This is a genomic window from Erythrobacter aureus (assembly GCF_003355455.1).
In the GTDB taxonomy this organism is placed as follows: domain Bacteria; phylum Pseudomonadota; class Alphaproteobacteria; order Sphingomonadales; family Sphingomonadaceae; genus Qipengyuania; species Qipengyuania aurea.
In genome coordinates this window covers 199,432-213,607 of record NZ_CP031358.1, presented here as the reverse complement: position 1 = coordinate 213,607, position 14,176 = coordinate 199,432, and the positions used below count along the sequence as shown (strand labels likewise).

The window sequence follows — 14,176 nt, the reverse complement described above, 5'->3', positions numbered from 1 at the left end:
TTGCCGTTTTACGTGAGGGAAATTCTTCCTCTACAATGTGGAAGTCTGGGGAAGAATGAAAGTGCGCTGCCGCGCATCCCCGGCTCTCGTCCGACTGGTTCGGCTTCGCCGAACCTTGCAACGACCAAAGGAGCATCACATGGCGTTACCTCGTTACGAGAACGAGAACCAGCTGCGGCAGCTTGTCAAAGCTGCATGGGGCAAGCCCTTTTCCCTTGGTCATGCCCTGATCGTGAAAAGCAGCAATCTCGAAGAACTGGCGGCGTCTTTCCGCAAATTCGCCAGCGAACTAGGCGCTCGCTTTATCGCCCTCGATATCGAAGGCGATACCCTCCCCGATGACCAGGTCGAACTGCTCAAGCGCAAAGGCCCTCGCATCGTCCTCATTTCCGGACTGGAAAACCTGTCTGAAGCAGAGCTCGCCAAATTCCCTGATGCCATCAACGCCGGCGGCCGCGCTATGCCCGTATTCCCCGTCATCGAAGAAGGAGCGAAACCCGATGCATTCGGTGGCGACGAGGACGAGGACGACACCGCGCCGCCCTTTGATGAACCCGCCGCCAAGGAAGACGCCGAAGAAGCCGAGCTGGCCTGAGACAGCGTAGAGCCTACCCGAAAGCAGGAAATTCCCATGAAATTCGAAGCAACGCCCTTCACGCAAAACCGCCGAGGCATGCTGGCCAATGCCGAGATCCTCTTTCCCAGCGCCACGAACTACCGTGTCGGGCCCGTCGCAGAATACGACGAGCGCCAGGCGGTCAGCGTGGATGCAGCAGACCCGGAAGAGGCTCTCGCCCTCACCTACCTGCGTTACCAGAACGTCGATGACGACCATCACACCCCGGATGGCGGCGCTTCGATCATGAAACTCGACCTGATCCGCCTCGATGACGGCGAGAACGTCACATGGTGGACCTGCTGCAATTTCGGCTGGCATCAGGTCGAAGCTCCTGGTGAGACGGAATTCGTCATGGCGCCTGAAGACGCATGACCCTCTCTTCCGAAACGATCGCCACTCTGACCTCGGAAGTGGACCGGATCATCGCCTGGGCATCCACCCTCGGTGTTTCCATCTGCATCGACATCGATGCCTGCGCAGGACTGCTTCACGTCCCAAGTCTCTTCCGAGAGACCAGCGACCCCTCAACCAAAGGTAACGGGAAAACCGTCCTTGATGCAGTCATCGCCTTGGCCGAAAACCATCGGCTGACAATCGAGATCGAACACATGACAGATGAGCCTCGTCTCGGCGAATATTACCGATCCTTCGGCTTCATTCCCTACGGGGACATCGGGTTCATCACCAACCTACATCGCCCGCCAGCCGGGCAGGATCTCCCCCAGGCACTCGCTGCCTGATCAGACAAGGGTTTCATCATGGGTGGCTCAATCTTCCGCGCCGTCGGTATCAATACCATGCGCCTGCCTGCCGACCGAGCCTTGGCTCTCGCTTCCGACATTCTGCCTGCGCTCCACGAAATCGAGCGCTCGGCGAACATACCGCATACGCCGGCCGCGCTCATTCCCGCCTACCGGTCCAAGCCCGACTACGGTGATCTCGACTTCGTAATCTCCGACCACATTGTCGAGGCTCTCGGTGACCGCTTCATTGCCAACCAGCTGTCCGAGCGGCTGGGCTTCGACATCATGTTCCGTCGGCCCCATGCCGCTGACCCGACCCTGTCGCTGGCGCTGACCTTTCGCAGTGGCGAAAGCTTCCAGGTCGATCTCATTCGCACCAGCGAAGAGCTGAAGGACTTCGCTCTCTCCTTCTTCTCGTGGAATGACACCGGCTCCTACATCGGGCGCGTAGCTCGCCAGATGGGCCTGCGGTATGGCCAGAACGGGCTCATGCTCCTCATGTCCGACACCGATGGATCGCGCGTTCCCGTCAGCACCGACCACGACAAGGTGCTCGACTTTCTCGGGTTTGACCCTGCCGTCCACCGCGCAGGCTTCGACAACCCTGAGGCTATCTACGACTTCATCTCCTCCGGCCGCTATTTCGACCCCGCCATCTATGAGATGGACAGGATGACCAACAGAGCGCGGCAGCGGGTCAAGAACCGCCCCTTCTACCCGAACTTCATCGAGGCGATGCGCCAGCGTCCTGCCCGATACGAATGGCCAGCCGAAAGGGCGGCAGGAAGCCGGGCCGTCTGGCTTGAGCGCCTCTACGAGGCATTCCCTGGCACCCGCGAAGCGCACGCGGCAGCCTTGGAGGATTTCCGGCGCCGCACCGCCGCGTGCGCCTTCTTCAACGGCAAACGCGTGACCGCTCTAACTGGCGTAAGCGGGCCTCCCCTGCAGCACTTGATGAATGCCGTGCGCAAGGAGTTCGACAGCCCTGAAGCTTTCCTCGCCTGGACTGAACGCCTCGATGAGGCTGACCTCAAGAGACGGCTCAGCAAAGCTATCAAGAGCGGTTATCTCCCTGAAGGATATTCCGCCTGAATCGCTCTCCCTCGCTCCTATCGCTCAGGACCCTGATGACCATTTCCAACATCGACCAGCTCCGCAGTGAGCTCAATCGTGCCGAGGAGCGTTCCGAACGCGAAGCGTCGGACCTTCGCCATTCCAATCCGGGCCGCCTTCGCCGCGCAGAGCGAGAGCGTCACGATGCCGCACGCCGAGCAAAGAAGCTTCACGCCGCCCTTGATGTCGGCGAGCGCCTCGACCTTGCCGGCCTCTCTTGGGTGATTGCCGACGATAGCGTCTATTTCCTCCTCGAAGATGGGAGCAAGTACCCAGCCGCAACGGGCGACGCTCTGGAAGCGCAGATTGCGATCCTGCATCGGCCAGGCACAGCAGGCGAGAAGCGTGACAAGCTGCGTCTGAACAGCCTCAACGTCGATGCGTCTCGCGAGTTCAAGTGGATCCGCGCACGCCTCGCTGGGATTAGCACCCCGAAGTTCAGAAAAGACTTCCTCCTTCCGGCTGGCCTCATCGATATGTCCAACGACTATCCGGCCCTGACAGACCTTGCTCGCGACCATGAACTGCTCGCAGAGCACGATGGCCAACACGGCCCGTGGTTTACTGCCTCGGCCCTGTGCACCGCATGGATATACCGATGCTATCTAGCAGGACGCATCCCCTTCTCCAGGAGCTATCATGGCGCACCTGAGCCTCAGATCGAACTGGAAGCCATCGCCGCGGCTCATGAGGACGCACTCGCCTCCCTGCCCCAGCCGCTGCGCGACCTGATGGAAGCGCCGTAGAAAGCGCTGCGCGCTGTGTGGGTCTCTTCTGAAAAGAAGATGTGACCCAATTCCAGAAGGAAATGTGATGAACCAAGTTCTCCCCGACCTGTCCGTCATCGGACAGAGCATCGAAGCGTCGATGGCCTCTGCAGAGGCAGCGCGCACTGCGATCGCTGATAGGTTCACCGAGGAATCCGTCCCCGCCTCCAAGATCGGCGAGCAGGCCGGCCCGGTTCACGCCGCGTCGCTTCAGGTCTGGAACGAGGTGGCCAGCCGTGCAGGCGTGCCCACCGTCGAAGCAAAGCTTATCGCTGACATCCCCATGTCGGTCCTCAACGAAGGCCTCTTCTACTGGGACCAGGTCTCTGCGCCTCTCGACGACGAGCGTCACGCTTCGGTGATCGCCGCTATCGACTACGCGAAGACCGGTGGCTTCTGGCGCACCGATCTTTGCGCGCACGGATGGGTGAAGGCTCAAATCTCCGAGACGGGTAGCTTCGAACTCGAAACTACCTTCAGTCTCGACGACCCGCGCATCATGGACATCCACTTCGGGATGCCCAGCGTCACCATCCTTGCTCGCCCGACCCTTACCCCCGTCCGCGTGAACGGCTGGCCGGTCGAATTCCGTGTCTTCTTCGGCGGCGCAGCTGCCGAGGACGGCGCTGTCTCCTTCTACTATCCCCAAGCAGGCGACATCGATGTCACGCCTGAGCTGGAAGCCGCTGCACAGCAGGCGCGCGAATACGGCGCGGCGATGTATGCCAAGCGCAAAGAGCTTGGTCTCATCCCCTGGCTCCCGGGCCTCAGCGAACCCGACGACCAAATTGGCGCGTCGATCGACTTCATGCTTACCGAAGAGCGCGGCCTCGTCATGATCGATGCCGGGCCGGGCTTCGGCCATGGGGCTCACCCCTGCTGCTTCATCGACAGCCCCGTCGAGGGCATTCGCTGGAAGCTGGCCGACGGCGTCCAGCCGCGCTGATCGCCCCTACATTCTCCCCTCTTATGGAGGCTCCTTTGCAGAACGCCATTCACATGCCGCCGACCCCAAACCAGATCACCTCGGAGGCGGACGAATTCTACGTCAGCTTCAACTCCCGCGATTGGCGGATCTACGGCGGTGACACGACCGCGCTGGTCTGGGGCCAGATGCAGAAGTTCTACATCCTCAATGGCGACCACACCGCCGCCTACAAGACTCTCGAGGGACAGGGATGGGAAGCTCATCTCGCATACTTCCGCGAGAACTATGACCAGATCAACAAGCTGAGCGACAAGCTCGACGACCTCGAAGTCGAAACGGCCGCTTAACCCCCTGCCGTTACCGATCCTTCCAAAGGAGAATCCATGCGTATCCAACACCTCCTGTTCGCCCCTGCTCTCGCTCTCGCAGCGGCTACTCCAGCCATCGCTGACGATGAGCGGCGTGAACAGGCCTACATCATGGGCCAGTCCTGGGCGAATGGCGGCATTTCGGCCCGCTGCCTCATCGAAGTCACCGATCCGGCTGAGCATCACCTTCTCAAGACTGAAATTGGGCGCGAAGCTGCTGCGTATCGCGCTCAAGTCCTTGCAGGCCTCTACCGCATTCAGGCCCACCTTGCAGACAAGCTGCATCCGCTGATCGAGAAGCAGAAGGAAGAACAGCGCGACCTTCTAATCAACGGCCTTATCATTCAGGCCGAATACGATGACACTGTCGGCACATCCGAGCGCAACTACGAAGCCTCGGTGGCCGAGGCGGCCAGCCGAATGGCAGAGGCTCCCGCTTGCGACTTCTACCGCCTCCACCAGAACTCGCCCACCGTCCAGCGGGCCAAAGCTCTGCTCGCCACCCGATGAACTACGGCGACCCTTCCCAAGACTATACCGACGTCGTCGAAATGCTCGAGGGCCGCTTCGTACGAGACCAGGTCGGCCAGACCATGATGACCCGTGCCATCAATCATCTGACCTTCCTTCACGGAAACCGTGACGCGGGCGCTCTCGTCCTCATGGACAAGCTCGCCGACTGCGACAGGTCGGATCTCAAGTTCTTCGACCCCAGCCGGCAAAGCGCCAGCTGAAAAGCAGAATTGCATAATCTGTGATCAGATTAGTGTTCCCCATGAGGGGAATGAAAGAGGTTCACGAGCCTCTGCGGACTAGGCAGCTTAGCAGGACGCCGCGACCGAGCCCAGGCTCGCGGGCAGACCTGCCGGATTTACTACCGGACCGCTCCACAGGGCCTTACCCCTGCTCCAGCGCAGATAGCCTGGAGCATCTACGGAGCTACCGATATGACCAATGCCACTGCCACCCTCGCCCCGATCACAATCCTCGGCTGGACCGCAACCTTCGAATTCAACGGCGTCATGCTCAGCGAGACCTACCTCGCAGACGACCTCGACACCAGCTGCGGCGATGACCGCAGCGCTTGGGTCCGCGCTCGCGATACCCTGCTCGACGAATATATCGACGACCAGGCAGCCGAACACGCTTCGGCAGAACATCTCTCCGCCATGCTCTGCGACGCCGACCCCGACGAAGTCTTCGCCTTCTCGCACGCCGGCCTCACCGTCCGGCTGGTCCCGGTGACCAACGCCCAGTCGCACGAGGTAGACTCTCACGGCCCTGAAACCGTTCTGTCTCGCGGCGACGGCACGCCCGTTGCCACCTTCCACGTCGTTGACGCTGAAGAATGGGACGAAGAGTTCGAAGAAGGCGATGACGATTCCAGCATCGACGAAGCCGAAGCTCACGCATTGGCCAAGCGTTGCGCGGCGGCCTTAGATGCCCAGCTTCCGCCCCTCTATCGCGCTGCACGGGTTTCGCAGTTCGACGGCTCCACCTTCCAGGTCCTCGTCACCGACGCCGAGCAGAACGAATTCGAATTCGCTGTCGTGTCCGCCAATGACGATGAGGCCGAAGACGGCGGCGAAGAGAGCGCACGAGCTCGCGCTAACGCGCTGGTCTCGCTCCTCTCTCACCTGCCTCGATCCGGCTCCCTTTAAGGAGCTGGGTCAAAGCACCCCCTTGAATGTATCATTTGTTTCATTCAACGGGCGCGCGACGTCCAGTCTACGACCTCCGCACCCTACCCACATGAGTGCTGGCCGGGGCTGGGCGTCTCGTCTTCCCCATACTTAACCCGAAGGAAGAAGACCCTCGGGATTTGAACTCCTCCAGATGCAATTACTGCATGGAGGAAAGAATGCTCAGTCGCATTTTGACGTTGCTTCCCGGAGCTCATCCGGTTGCAAACCCGCTCTTCGGCGCGGTTCAGGTGCTTCAGCAGCACATGGGCGTCTGCGCCTGCCCGCTGACCGTCCACCGCGCGCTCTTCATCGCGCAGGCTGTCCACCTGGGCCGTGCCGCCTCGCCCATTTTCCCCGACGCCATCAAGGCGACGACTATGGGGCCTATCGTCTCGAGCTATCACAAAGCCCGGCTGGCTGAGAAAATCAGCCATCCCATCCACCGGAACGCCCTGACTTCGACTATGATGGAAGTGCTGGTCGCTGTCGCAAGCGAACTGCGTTCCGCATCCTCTGCTCAACATGTGCAGATCGTTCAACGCCCCGGTGGCGCATGGTCGCGCTATTACGCGCCCTCCCCGCTCCGGACTGACCCCTACGAGGGATACGAGATCCCGATGGAAGACATGATCGGCGAATTCGAATTCCCGAATCCTTCCCCCCTCCCGCTCGCCGCCTAATACGAGGACGACCATGTACGACACCGACGAACAGAAGGCCCGCTGGAAGGCCGACCGCCCTCACCTTCCTCTCCCTATCGTTGATGGTGAGATCTCCTCGATGATGCTCGACATGCTCATCTCCGAGGATACCTTTCCCATTCGGGAAGGCCGCGGCGACCATGATCTCTGGGATATGAGCCAGCCGCGCTTGTCGCGCTTCTTCCTGCCTCCCTTCCAGCGCCCCGTCGTCTGGGACGAACAGCGCATGGTCCGCTTCGTCGAAAGCGCCTATCTCGGCATTAGCCTGGGCACCATCGCCTACAACAATGGCCATGACTTCCCGACTAAGAACGGACGCTTCGTCCATACCGACAACTGGCTGATCGACGGCCAGCAGCGCGTCACGTCCATCATGCGCTACGTGAACGATGAATTCCCTATCTTCGTCGGCACCGAGAACGAGCATCGCTGGAGCGACCTCAGCGTCGTCGAACAGCGCTACTTCGGACATCGCCAGATCGGCCTCATTCGCCTCCGCAGCGACAACGAGGACTATCTGCGCCTCGTCTACGACCTGATGAACTTCGGGGGCGTTGCCCATACCGAAGAGCAGCGTGCGCTGCCGGCCGCCGCCATTGGCGACACTGCCGACGACATCGAGGCCAAGATCCGCACCATGCTGGCACGCGATCCGGAATACGTTCTCAACGGTATCCCGGACGAGATCATCGAAGCGGGTTGCGATGCTCGCGAAGAGATCAACCGTGACCTCGACAATTACGTCGGTGGTGAGACCACCGACTGGGACGAGAGCATGACCAGCGTGCACATCTTCCGCTCGATGCTGGCCCGCGCCTTCCCGTCGCTCGCGCCGAAGGCTGACAAGGGCTGATATGCGCCAGGAACCCAAACTTGTCGGCCATCACCTCGGCCAGTGCCTCGATGACCTTGCCAACGGCCACGTAGCCGTCAGCTCGGTCGTTCACATTGAGAGCATCGCCATCATCCCTACCGCGGAGCAGCTGCGCAACTTTGTCGACATTCTGCCTCTCGGCGATCGCAAGCATCACGCCTACGACATCGCCCTCTCGCTCTGGGAATCCGGGCGGCTGGTGCATGACAAGCGTGCCGACAAGAATTGCGACAAACTCGGCCGCTGGCGCACCGCCAAGCCCAGCGAAATCGGCCGCAACCAGCCGCACGAAGGCGCCATGATCTCCTTCGCTTCCCGTGCCCGTACTCCCAAGGCTGCAGCAAATGATGCTGACGCAGCCGCGATTGCTGCTTAAAGGGGCCGCCTCATGTCGATTATCCGCGAAATCACGGCGCAGACGGACGCCTATCTCAAGCACTTCCCCGAAGAGGAAGAGCGCATCCGGCCGTTCACCGACCACCTCAAGGTGGGTCCGGCTACCATCCTCGACCGCAAGACGATGTTCGGACACATCACGGCCAGCGCCTTCATCGTCGACCCATCGACGCGGTCCGCCCTCTTGGTCCACCACAAGTCGCTGAACCTCTGGCTCCAGCCTGGCGGCCATTACGAGGGCGACCCTTCGCTCCAGGATGCGGCGCTGCGCGAAGCGACAGAGGAGACGGGCATAAGCCGACTTCGCCTCATGCCCATCGCCGGCGAGACCAGCACGCCGCTCGATATCGATACGCACGCGATCCCGGCCAAGCCTGCCAAGGGTGAAGGCGACCATCGCCATCACGACTTCGTCTTCCTCATGCAGGCTTCTGCGGATGAGACGATCCAGCCGCAGGAAGAGGAAGTCGTCGAGGCCAAATGGGTGCCGCTCGACGACATCGCCAAATTCGACAATGTGCGAATGAAGCGATTGGCTCTGAAGGCATTGGAAATGCTCGGCTAGCCTGTTTCCCGCCCGCTGCGCTCACCGCGTAGCAGGCCGTTCTACAATCTGATCCAGGGACACCGCGCCATGAAGCCGCCTGTTCTCCTCACTCGCGACAAGTTTCGCGAGTCCGTGTTCGCACGCGACAACCACCTGTGCGTCCTGTGCGGCGCACCTGCCGATGATGCTCATCACATCATCGAACGTCGCCTCTTCCAGGCTCCTCAGGAAAAGGGTGGGTACTTCGTCGATAACGGCGCCAGCGTCTGCGAGCCCTGTCACCTGCGTTGCGAGCAGACCGTCGTGTCCTGCGAGGAAGTGCGCGACGCCTGTGGCATCAAGCGCATCGTCCTGCCGGAGCACCTCTACGCGGACCAGCCGTACACCAAATGGGGAGACCCCATCCTTGCCAACGGCCAAAGGATCCGCGGCGAACTCTTCTTCGACGAGAGTGTCCAGAAGGTTCTCAAGCAGGGCAAGGTTCTCGACCTCTACACCGACCTCATCCGCTTCCCCCGCACCTACCACCTCCCGTGGTCGCCCGGGATGAACGATGACGACAAGATGATGCAGTCACTTGCCGCCTTCGAGGGCGAGGAAGTCGTGATCACCACCAAGTGGGATGGCCGCAACACGACCATCTACCCTGATGGCCGCCTGCATGCCCGGTCGCCCGATGGCCGCCCGCATCACAGCCAGGCGATGGTGAAATCCGAAGCTGCCCGTTTCTCGTTCGATATTCCGCCCGGCTGGCGCGTGTGCGGGGAAGACCTCTACGCGAAGCATTCGATCGCCTACGACAATCTCCCGAGCTTCTTCCTCGGCTTCCAGATCTGGAACGAGCGCAACGAATGTCTCTCCTGGGATGACACGCTCGAATGGTTCGAGCTGCTCGAGATCAATCCCGTCGATGTCATCTGGCGCGGCACCTTCGATGAGAAGACCATCCGCGCCCTGCCCCTGCCCAATCCCGAAGGCTGGGAGGGATACGTCCTGCGGCTGGCCCGCAGCTTCTCCTACGGAGACTATCCGCGCGCCGTCGGCAAGTATGTCCGGGCCGACCACAACAAGTTGGGCGTCGTCCATAACTGGCGGACTGCCAAAGTCACTCCGAACCAGCTTGCCGAGAAGAGCTGAGCTGATGCCCGCCAGCCGCCGCCTCAACCATCTATAATGTCACTATACACCAAGGAGCATTCCATGACCGACCAGCCCACAACTACTGTTCTCATCCGCCCGAGCGTCGACGAGCTTGCAAGCGGCGCTGCCGACCAGTGGGGTTCGCGCGAAGACCCGTGCCGCTTGGACTTCATCCGCGGATACAAGGACCAGCGCGACGGGAAGCGCGACGCGCCGGAAGAGATGGCGGCCGGCGCCGCATACAATTCCGGCTACATCGCTTCGAGGGACGATCAGGAAGCGGAAAACCGCTTCGCCAAATCGTGAGGGATACCTGCGTCCTCTCCGAGTGAGGGGACGCTACCACTGCTGCCCTATAGGTCAGCAGATATGCCCGGGTTGCCTGAACACCCGGGAGCTTCTTCCAACAATTCAAGGAAGGAGGATTGATCAAAATCGATCAATGAAAATTCAGGAGATTATCCCCATGCCGCAGCAGAAGAAGACCGTCGCAAGCGCCACCTTCGTCGCAACCGTGACCCCGAACGAAATCGTCAAGGGCAACACCAGCCAGGGCGTGCGCTACAGCAAGATGCCCGGTGCGCTCATCGAGCGTAAGGGCCGCCCGTCGATGACGCGCACCGTGATGGCCTTCGGACGCGAGAACCGCGCTGTCGCTCGCTCGCTCCGTGAAGGCAAGCCGGTCGACGTGATCTGCCAGTTCGACGGCGGCACGGTCCGCATCAAGGGCAAGGCCGACGCCAAGAAGGCTGCCTAAGCCTTACTGCCCAGCTGCGCTGTGACACCCGCAGCTCTTGGAAAGCCCCGCCTTCATGGCGGGGCTTTTCTCGTGCTAGCCCCTTCATCCTGATAGGATACATGCTCATGTCCGACCCCAAGGTTCTCGCCCAAGCTCTCTCCCCTGCAAAACGCAGGAACCTGCTAGCCCTCGCCCCTACTCCCGGCGCTTGGATGACCATCGCCGAGATGAAAAACAAAGGCGCCACTGGCAGCGGGATGAACCTGCTCTATGCCGCCGGATTCCGAGGTAACCGTCTCGTCGACGGCCGCTTCGTCAAATGGGGCGGCGAGCCTGGTCAAAAGCGCGGCGAGGGATATGAATACACCCTCACCGCCCTTGGCCGTGAAGTCCGAGACTTACTGGAGGAGTGGCAGAAGGCCTGAGCCCACTCTGCAAAGGAAAGCGCCATGATTATCTATCTCGACATCGATGGCGTCCTTATCCCGCGCAAGGCGCACCGGGATGTCATCCCTGCCCGCTTCGCCGCTCGGCTGGTCCGCTTGCTGCAATCGACCCGCGCGAGCTTGGTCATCACATCGACCCGTCGTCGATCCCCTGATGACCTTCTCTCCCTGCTCAGCAATGCAGGCATTGCCCGCTCGGCCCTCTATCAAGGTCCGGCTGGCTGGATGACCGCGCTCGACCTCGACGATCTCGACGACGATCTCTCCATCCGTGGTCAGGAAATTGCCGACCACATCGATCGCGCCCAACCGGCCAGGTTCGTCATACTTGATGACTTCCCTGTGCTCGCCCAGCACCAGCCGCAGCACATCCAGCCGGATGAGGATGTGGGCATTACTGATGCCCATATCGATCAGGCGATTACTCTCCTGACCGTAGGATAACTCTCTTCGTCCCTTGGTCTGCAAGGAGCCATAGAGAGGAAAGAATTATGGGACGCGTGCTCAACCTTCGCCGCGACGGCCAGCCCGCTGGGTCTGTCTACATCGGACGCGGTCGCCGCGGGCAAGATGCCCCGTTCGGCAACCCGCATCAGATCGGCAAGCTTTCACGAGAACAAGTCGTGGAAGCATACGAGCGGGATTTGAAGCAGAACGATGCGCTGGTTTCGCGCATCCGCAACGAGATCGCAGATCGCGACGTTGTCTGCTTCTGCGCGCCGGCCATGTGTCATGGCCACGTCATCGTGAAGGTCGCCACGATGGACGATAGCGCGCTGGCCGCCTGGAAGGCGGACCCCAACGACCTCGTCATTGCCAGCTGGAGCCCAGCTGATGACCGGCAAGCCAGCTTCGGCTTCCGGGAGCGACCAACGCGCTTCTCGCGCTGACGCTGAAACCATCCGCCGGATGGAAACCGCCCGCCCACCTTCAGACGGTGGGCGGGCATAGCCTGGACGGCAATTTGTCCTGACCAGTTTCATGCCTCCCGAATGTGGGAGGAAAGGTTACGAGTCCCCGATGAGGCGCCGCGAAGGGCGACGCTTCATCCGGCATTCGGCCGAGGGCCCTTCGGAGCCTCCTGCATGCAGAGCGCAAGCTCACGGGAAATTCGATGTCTCTTGCCGCCCCGGCGGCTCTCTAAATACCTACCGTATTCATCGCCCATCTTCGCGGCGCAGATGCGGGAAACGCGTGCATCCCCGGCAGGTTCACCCCTGCTGCGATCCTGTCTGCGCCCCAAGAGGACGATCCATGACCGACATTACCGCTACCGCCCGCACTCTCGCCGCCAACCTCAAGGGCGAGGATATCGCCATCAAGCACGTTCAGGCTCTCGACCTGCTCGCGGCTGGTGCTGGCCTTGCCAACCGTCACGTCCTGTCGAAGAACGACAGCCTTCCGGCCATCAAGCGCGTAAACATTCGCCTGCTGACGACGGCCGCCACCGTGCTTGCCCAGCACGACCTCCTTCGCCGCCACAAGATCGTCGATGCCACCGCTCAGGTCCTCATGCCCGAGCTTGCCTCCTCCGGCATGGTCGAGCTCGACGAATACGACTTCCGCATCCTGCCGCATGAAGCCGGCAATCCCGACCTCTTCCTGCAGACCGACCGCGGGGAGAAGTTCGTCGCGAAGCTCTGCTCCGGCCTCTACTACACCCGCTACGAGACCGACCGCAGCTCCAAGTCGATGAGTCTCGACCAGGGCAATTCGCTCGGCGCGAAGATCCTTGAAGCGAAGGCCAAGGCCGCAAAGTCGGACGAGATATCCGAAGAGGGCCTCATCAACGAGGCCATGTACGAGCACTTCGGGGAAGGCACCGACCTCCGCTGGGAATGGTGGGACTATAACCGCGGTGAAGTCTCGAAGACCATCAACGCCATCAACTCGGACCTCGAAGACTTCGGCCTCGAGCTGGATGACGAGGACTGGCTGAGCGCCCTTGAGGACCCCATCTGCGAAGCCCTTGAAGACGAAGACGACAGCACGCCCCGCGACCTGCTCGACCGCTTCGACCTTTGCGAGGCTATCTTCCTCATCAAGGCTGAAGGCTACACCATCGACGAGATGATCTCGTCAAACCGCTCCTGGGCAGACTTCGCCGACCTCCATGTCGGCCCCGAGCTTCAGTATCCCCTCTCTCGCATGGGATACTCGATCGCGGACTATCGCAAGATCTCCGGCAACCGGAACGAGGGCGAAGACCTCATGCGCGGCCTCAAGAAGCGTTCGGAGCGGCTGGTCTCGCCTGAAAAGCTGCAAGAGATGGTCGAGAATGCGTGCTCGCAGAACTTCCTGTTCGTGCTCTACGCCATCATGCCGGTGCAAGACCTCATTGGCCTCGACCTGTCCAAGCCCCTGCAGTTCAGCGACGCTGCGATCGCCACCTACAATCCGTATGCCGGCACCTTCCACGACGCGGCGAAGACCGGCCCCATCACGATGACCGCCAAGGATGGCGAACTCGCCACCGGAGACATCGGCTATTCGCCCGATGGCATCTGCGGCTTCGTTCATTCCTACTACCGCGCGACGATCACCAATCCGAAGGAAGCTCCTGAGGCCCCCGCCCCCAAGGCTCCTGCATACGCCTGACCAGGCGACGTGTCGGAGGGCCGCCCATAGAGCGCGGCCCTCCGAAAGAAAAATCGGGATGATGTCCGATTTCTAGGGCGAAGTGATTCTAGAAAGGAAATGCCATGCGTATCCGGATTTTCGCCATTGCTGCCGCAGCTATCGCATTCACAGCCCCTGCTGCTCCTGCTCATGCCGGAGACCTCGAGACCGTCGTTGACGTTGTTTCGAATGTCATCGGTGTCGTCGAAACCCGGAACGTGGACTTCTGCAACCTCAACCGCGGACTCACCCGCACCACCTGCAAGGTTCGCCGTGCGCAGCGCGAGATCGAGCACACGCGCCGGCTGGCCCAGCCGCTCTTCGAGCGCAGTGATGACCAGCCCAGCCGCCGTTCGGCCCGCCGCGCCCAGAGCCAGCGCATGACTACTCTTCAGCACTGCAGCGCTGGTAGCCAGATCGCCTGTGACCAGCTCGATATGGCGCCGCAGCAGGCTGCTTACGTTCTGAGCCGCATCGGCTGATTGGAGACC

General features: G+C 61.2%; 22 protein-coding genes. All 22 read left to right on the top strand.

Annotated elements, in window-relative coordinates:
• Nucleotides 1–139: 139 nt before the first annotated feature.
• The 22 genes from DVR09_RS15885 to DVR09_RS15780 all read left to right on the top strand — a co-directional run bounded on the left by DVR09_RS15885 (nucleotide 140) and on the right by DVR09_RS15780 (nucleotide 14,167).
• The gene (locus tag DVR09_RS15885) at nucleotides 140–595 is read left to right on the top strand and encodes a hypothetical protein (RefSeq protein ID WP_115418247.1); all 456 of its coding nucleotides are present in this window, start codon (nucleotides 140–142) and stop codon (nucleotides 593–595) included.
• Nucleotides 596–631: 36 nt separating this feature from the next.
• Nucleotides 632–991 (top strand): hypothetical protein, encoded by a 360-nt coding sequence (locus DVR09_RS15880; protein ID WP_115418246.1) that lies wholly within the window; start codon nucleotides 632–634, stop codon nucleotides 989–991.
• Nucleotides 988–1,359, top strand: coding sequence for a hypothetical protein (locus tag DVR09_RS15875; RefSeq protein ID WP_115418245.1), 372 nt, complete (start codon nucleotides 988–990; stop codon nucleotides 1,357–1,359). Before DVR09_RS15880 ends, DVR09_RS15875 begins: the two co-directional genes overlap by 4 nt.
• A gap of 18 nt (nucleotides 1,360–1,377) precedes the next feature.
• Nucleotides 1,378–2,454, top strand: coding sequence for a hypothetical protein (locus DVR09_RS15870; RefSeq protein ID WP_115418244.1), 1,077 nt, complete (start codon nucleotides 1,378–1,380; stop codon nucleotides 2,452–2,454).
• Nucleotides 2,455–2,489: 35 nt separating this feature from the next.
• Entirely contained in the window at nucleotides 2,490–3,221 is a 732-nt protein-coding gene (locus tag DVR09_RS15865; RefSeq protein WP_115418243.1) for a hypothetical protein, read from the top strand.
• Between the two features lie 67 nt (nucleotides 3,222–3,288).
• The gene (locus DVR09_RS15860) at nucleotides 3,289–4,188 is read left to right on the top strand and encodes a hypothetical protein (RefSeq protein ID WP_115418242.1); all 900 of its coding nucleotides are present in this window, start codon (nucleotides 3,289–3,291) and stop codon (nucleotides 4,186–4,188) included.
• Nucleotides 4,189–4,223: 35 nt separating this feature from the next.
• Nucleotides 4,224–4,517 (top strand): hypothetical protein, encoded by a 294-nt coding sequence (locus tag DVR09_RS15855; protein ID WP_234041628.1) that lies wholly within the window; start codon nucleotides 4,224–4,226, stop codon nucleotides 4,515–4,517.
• 36 nt (nucleotides 4,518–4,553) lie between these two features.
• Nucleotides 4,554–5,048, top strand: coding sequence for a hypothetical protein (locus DVR09_RS15850; protein ID WP_115418240.1), 495 nt, complete (start codon nucleotides 4,554–4,556; stop codon nucleotides 5,046–5,048).
• Nucleotides 5,045–5,272: a hypothetical protein gene (locus DVR09_RS15845; RefSeq protein WP_115418239.1), complete on the top strand. Its 228-nt coding sequence runs from the start codon at nucleotides 5,045–5,047 to the stop codon at nucleotides 5,270–5,272. Before DVR09_RS15850 ends, DVR09_RS15845 begins: the two co-directional genes overlap by 4 nt.
• Nucleotides 5,273–5,485: 213 nt before the next feature.
• Nucleotides 5,486–6,199 (top strand): hypothetical protein, encoded by a 714-nt coding sequence (locus tag DVR09_RS15840; protein ID WP_115418238.1) that lies wholly within the window; start codon nucleotides 5,486–5,488, stop codon nucleotides 6,197–6,199.
• Between the two features lie 200 nt (nucleotides 6,200–6,399).
• Nucleotides 6,400–6,903 carry a Panacea domain-containing protein gene (locus DVR09_RS15835; protein ID WP_115418237.1) on the top strand — a complete coding sequence of 168 codons (504 nt, stop codon included), beginning with the start codon at nucleotides 6,400–6,402 and terminating at the stop codon, nucleotides 6,901–6,903.
• 13 nt (nucleotides 6,904–6,916) lie between these two features.
• Entirely contained in the window at nucleotides 6,917–7,777 is an 861-nt protein-coding gene (locus DVR09_RS15830; protein ID WP_115418236.1) for a DUF262 domain-containing protein, read from the top strand.
• A gap of 1 nt (nucleotide 7,778) precedes the next feature.
• Nucleotides 7,779–8,174 (top strand): hypothetical protein, encoded by a 396-nt coding sequence (locus DVR09_RS15825; RefSeq protein ID WP_115418235.1) that lies wholly within the window; start codon nucleotides 7,779–7,781, stop codon nucleotides 8,172–8,174.
• A gap of 12 nt (nucleotides 8,175–8,186) precedes the next feature.
• Complete coding sequence (locus tag DVR09_RS15820) at nucleotides 8,187–8,759, top strand: NUDIX hydrolase (protein WP_115418234.1); 573 nt, start codon at nucleotides 8,187–8,189, stop codon at nucleotides 8,757–8,759.
• A 69-nt stretch (nucleotides 8,760–8,828) separates the two neighbouring features.
• Nucleotides 8,829–9,878, top strand: coding sequence for an RNA ligase family protein (locus DVR09_RS15815; protein ID WP_115418233.1), 1,050 nt, complete (start codon nucleotides 8,829–8,831; stop codon nucleotides 9,876–9,878).
• Nucleotides 9,879–9,941: 63 nt separating this feature from the next.
• On the top strand, nucleotides 9,942–10,187 hold the full coding sequence (locus tag DVR09_RS15810; RefSeq protein ID WP_115418232.1) for a hypothetical protein: 246 nt from the start codon (nucleotides 9,942–9,944) through the stop codon (nucleotides 10,185–10,187).
• Nucleotides 10,188–10,347: 160 nt separating this feature from the next.
• Entirely contained in the window at nucleotides 10,348–10,638 is a 291-nt protein-coding gene (locus DVR09_RS15805; RefSeq protein ID WP_162815040.1) for a hypothetical protein, read from the top strand.
• Nucleotides 10,639–10,745: 107 nt separating this feature from the next.
• Nucleotides 10,746–11,045: a hypothetical protein gene (locus DVR09_RS15800; protein ID WP_162815039.1), complete on the top strand. Its 300-nt coding sequence runs from the start codon at nucleotides 10,746–10,748 to the stop codon at nucleotides 11,043–11,045.
• 24 nt (nucleotides 11,046–11,069) lie between these two features.
• Nucleotides 11,070–11,510, top strand: a complete 441-nt coding sequence (locus DVR09_RS15795; protein ID WP_115418229.1) for an HAD domain-containing protein — start codon at nucleotides 11,070–11,072, stop codon at nucleotides 11,508–11,510.
• Between the two features lie 47 nt (nucleotides 11,511–11,557).
• On the top strand, nucleotides 11,558–11,956 hold the full coding sequence (locus DVR09_RS15790; protein WP_115418228.1) for a DUF4326 domain-containing protein: 399 nt from the start codon (nucleotides 11,558–11,560) through the stop codon (nucleotides 11,954–11,956).
• 364 nt (nucleotides 11,957–12,320) lie between these two features.
• On the top strand, nucleotides 12,321–13,664 hold the full coding sequence (locus DVR09_RS15785; RefSeq protein ID WP_115418227.1) for a hypothetical protein: 1,344 nt from the start codon (nucleotides 12,321–12,323) through the stop codon (nucleotides 13,662–13,664).
• A 104-nt stretch (nucleotides 13,665–13,768) separates the two neighbouring features.
• A complete protein-coding gene (locus DVR09_RS15780; protein WP_115418226.1) occupies nucleotides 13,769–14,167 on the top strand; it encodes a hypothetical protein in 399 nt (132 codons plus the stop codon).
• Nucleotides 14,168–14,176 lie beyond the last annotated feature (9 nt).

Excerpts from the sequence above, each read along its gene's own strand:
- DVR09_RS15885 (WP_115418247.1), top strand. The coding sequence starts at position 140 with ATGGCGTTACCTCGTTACGAGAACGAGAACCAGCTGCGGCAGCTTGTC.
- DVR09_RS15880 (WP_115418246.1), top strand. The coding sequence starts at position 632 with ATGAAATTCGAAGCAACGCCCTTCACGCAAAACCGCCGAGGCATGCTG.
- DVR09_RS15875 (WP_115418245.1), top strand. The coding sequence starts at position 988 with ATGACCCTCTCTTCCGAAACGATCGCCACTCTGACCTCGGAAGTGGAC.
- DVR09_RS15870 (WP_115418244.1), top strand. The coding sequence starts at position 1,378 with ATGGGTGGCTCAATCTTCCGCGCCGTCGGTATCAATACCATGCGCCTG.
- DVR09_RS15865 (WP_115418243.1), top strand. The coding sequence starts at position 2,490 with ATGACCATTTCCAACATCGACCAGCTCCGCAGTGAGCTCAATCGTGCC.
- DVR09_RS15860 (WP_115418242.1), top strand. The coding sequence starts at position 3,289 with ATGAACCAAGTTCTCCCCGACCTGTCCGTCATCGGACAGAGCATCGAA.
- DVR09_RS15850 (WP_115418240.1), top strand. The coding sequence starts at position 4,554 with ATGCGTATCCAACACCTCCTGTTCGCCCCTGCTCTCGCTCTCGCAGCG.
- DVR09_RS15845 (WP_115418239.1), top strand. The coding sequence starts at position 5,045 with ATGAACTACGGCGACCCTTCCCAAGACTATACCGACGTCGTCGAAATG.
- DVR09_RS15840 (WP_115418238.1), top strand. The coding sequence starts at position 5,486 with ATGACCAATGCCACTGCCACCCTCGCCCCGATCACAATCCTCGGCTGG.
- DVR09_RS15835 (WP_115418237.1), top strand. The coding sequence starts at position 6,400 with ATGCTCAGTCGCATTTTGACGTTGCTTCCCGGAGCTCATCCGGTTGCA.
- DVR09_RS15830 (WP_115418236.1), top strand. The coding sequence starts at position 6,917 with ATGTACGACACCGACGAACAGAAGGCCCGCTGGAAGGCCGACCGCCCT.
- DVR09_RS15825 (WP_115418235.1), top strand. The coding sequence starts at position 7,779 with ATGCGCCAGGAACCCAAACTTGTCGGCCATCACCTCGGCCAGTGCCTC.
- DVR09_RS15820 (WP_115418234.1), top strand. The coding sequence starts at position 8,187 with ATGTCGATTATCCGCGAAATCACGGCGCAGACGGACGCCTATCTCAAG.
- DVR09_RS15815 (WP_115418233.1), top strand. The coding sequence starts at position 8,829 with ATGAAGCCGCCTGTTCTCCTCACTCGCGACAAGTTTCGCGAGTCCGTG.
- DVR09_RS15810 (WP_115418232.1), top strand. The coding sequence starts at position 9,942 with ATGACCGACCAGCCCACAACTACTGTTCTCATCCGCCCGAGCGTCGAC.
- DVR09_RS15805 (WP_162815040.1), top strand. The coding sequence starts at position 10,348 with ATGCCGCAGCAGAAGAAGACCGTCGCAAGCGCCACCTTCGTCGCAACC.
- DVR09_RS15800 (WP_162815039.1), top strand. The coding sequence starts at position 10,746 with ATGTCCGACCCCAAGGTTCTCGCCCAAGCTCTCTCCCCTGCAAAACGC.
- DVR09_RS15795 (WP_115418229.1), top strand. The coding sequence starts at position 11,070 with ATGATTATCTATCTCGACATCGATGGCGTCCTTATCCCGCGCAAGGCG.
- DVR09_RS15790 (WP_115418228.1), top strand. The coding sequence starts at position 11,558 with ATGGGACGCGTGCTCAACCTTCGCCGCGACGGCCAGCCCGCTGGGTCT.
- DVR09_RS15785 (WP_115418227.1), top strand. The coding sequence starts at position 12,321 with ATGACCGACATTACCGCTACCGCCCGCACTCTCGCCGCCAACCTCAAG.
- DVR09_RS15780 (WP_115418226.1), top strand. The coding sequence starts at position 13,769 with ATGCGTATCCGGATTTTCGCCATTGCTGCCGCAGCTATCGCATTCACA.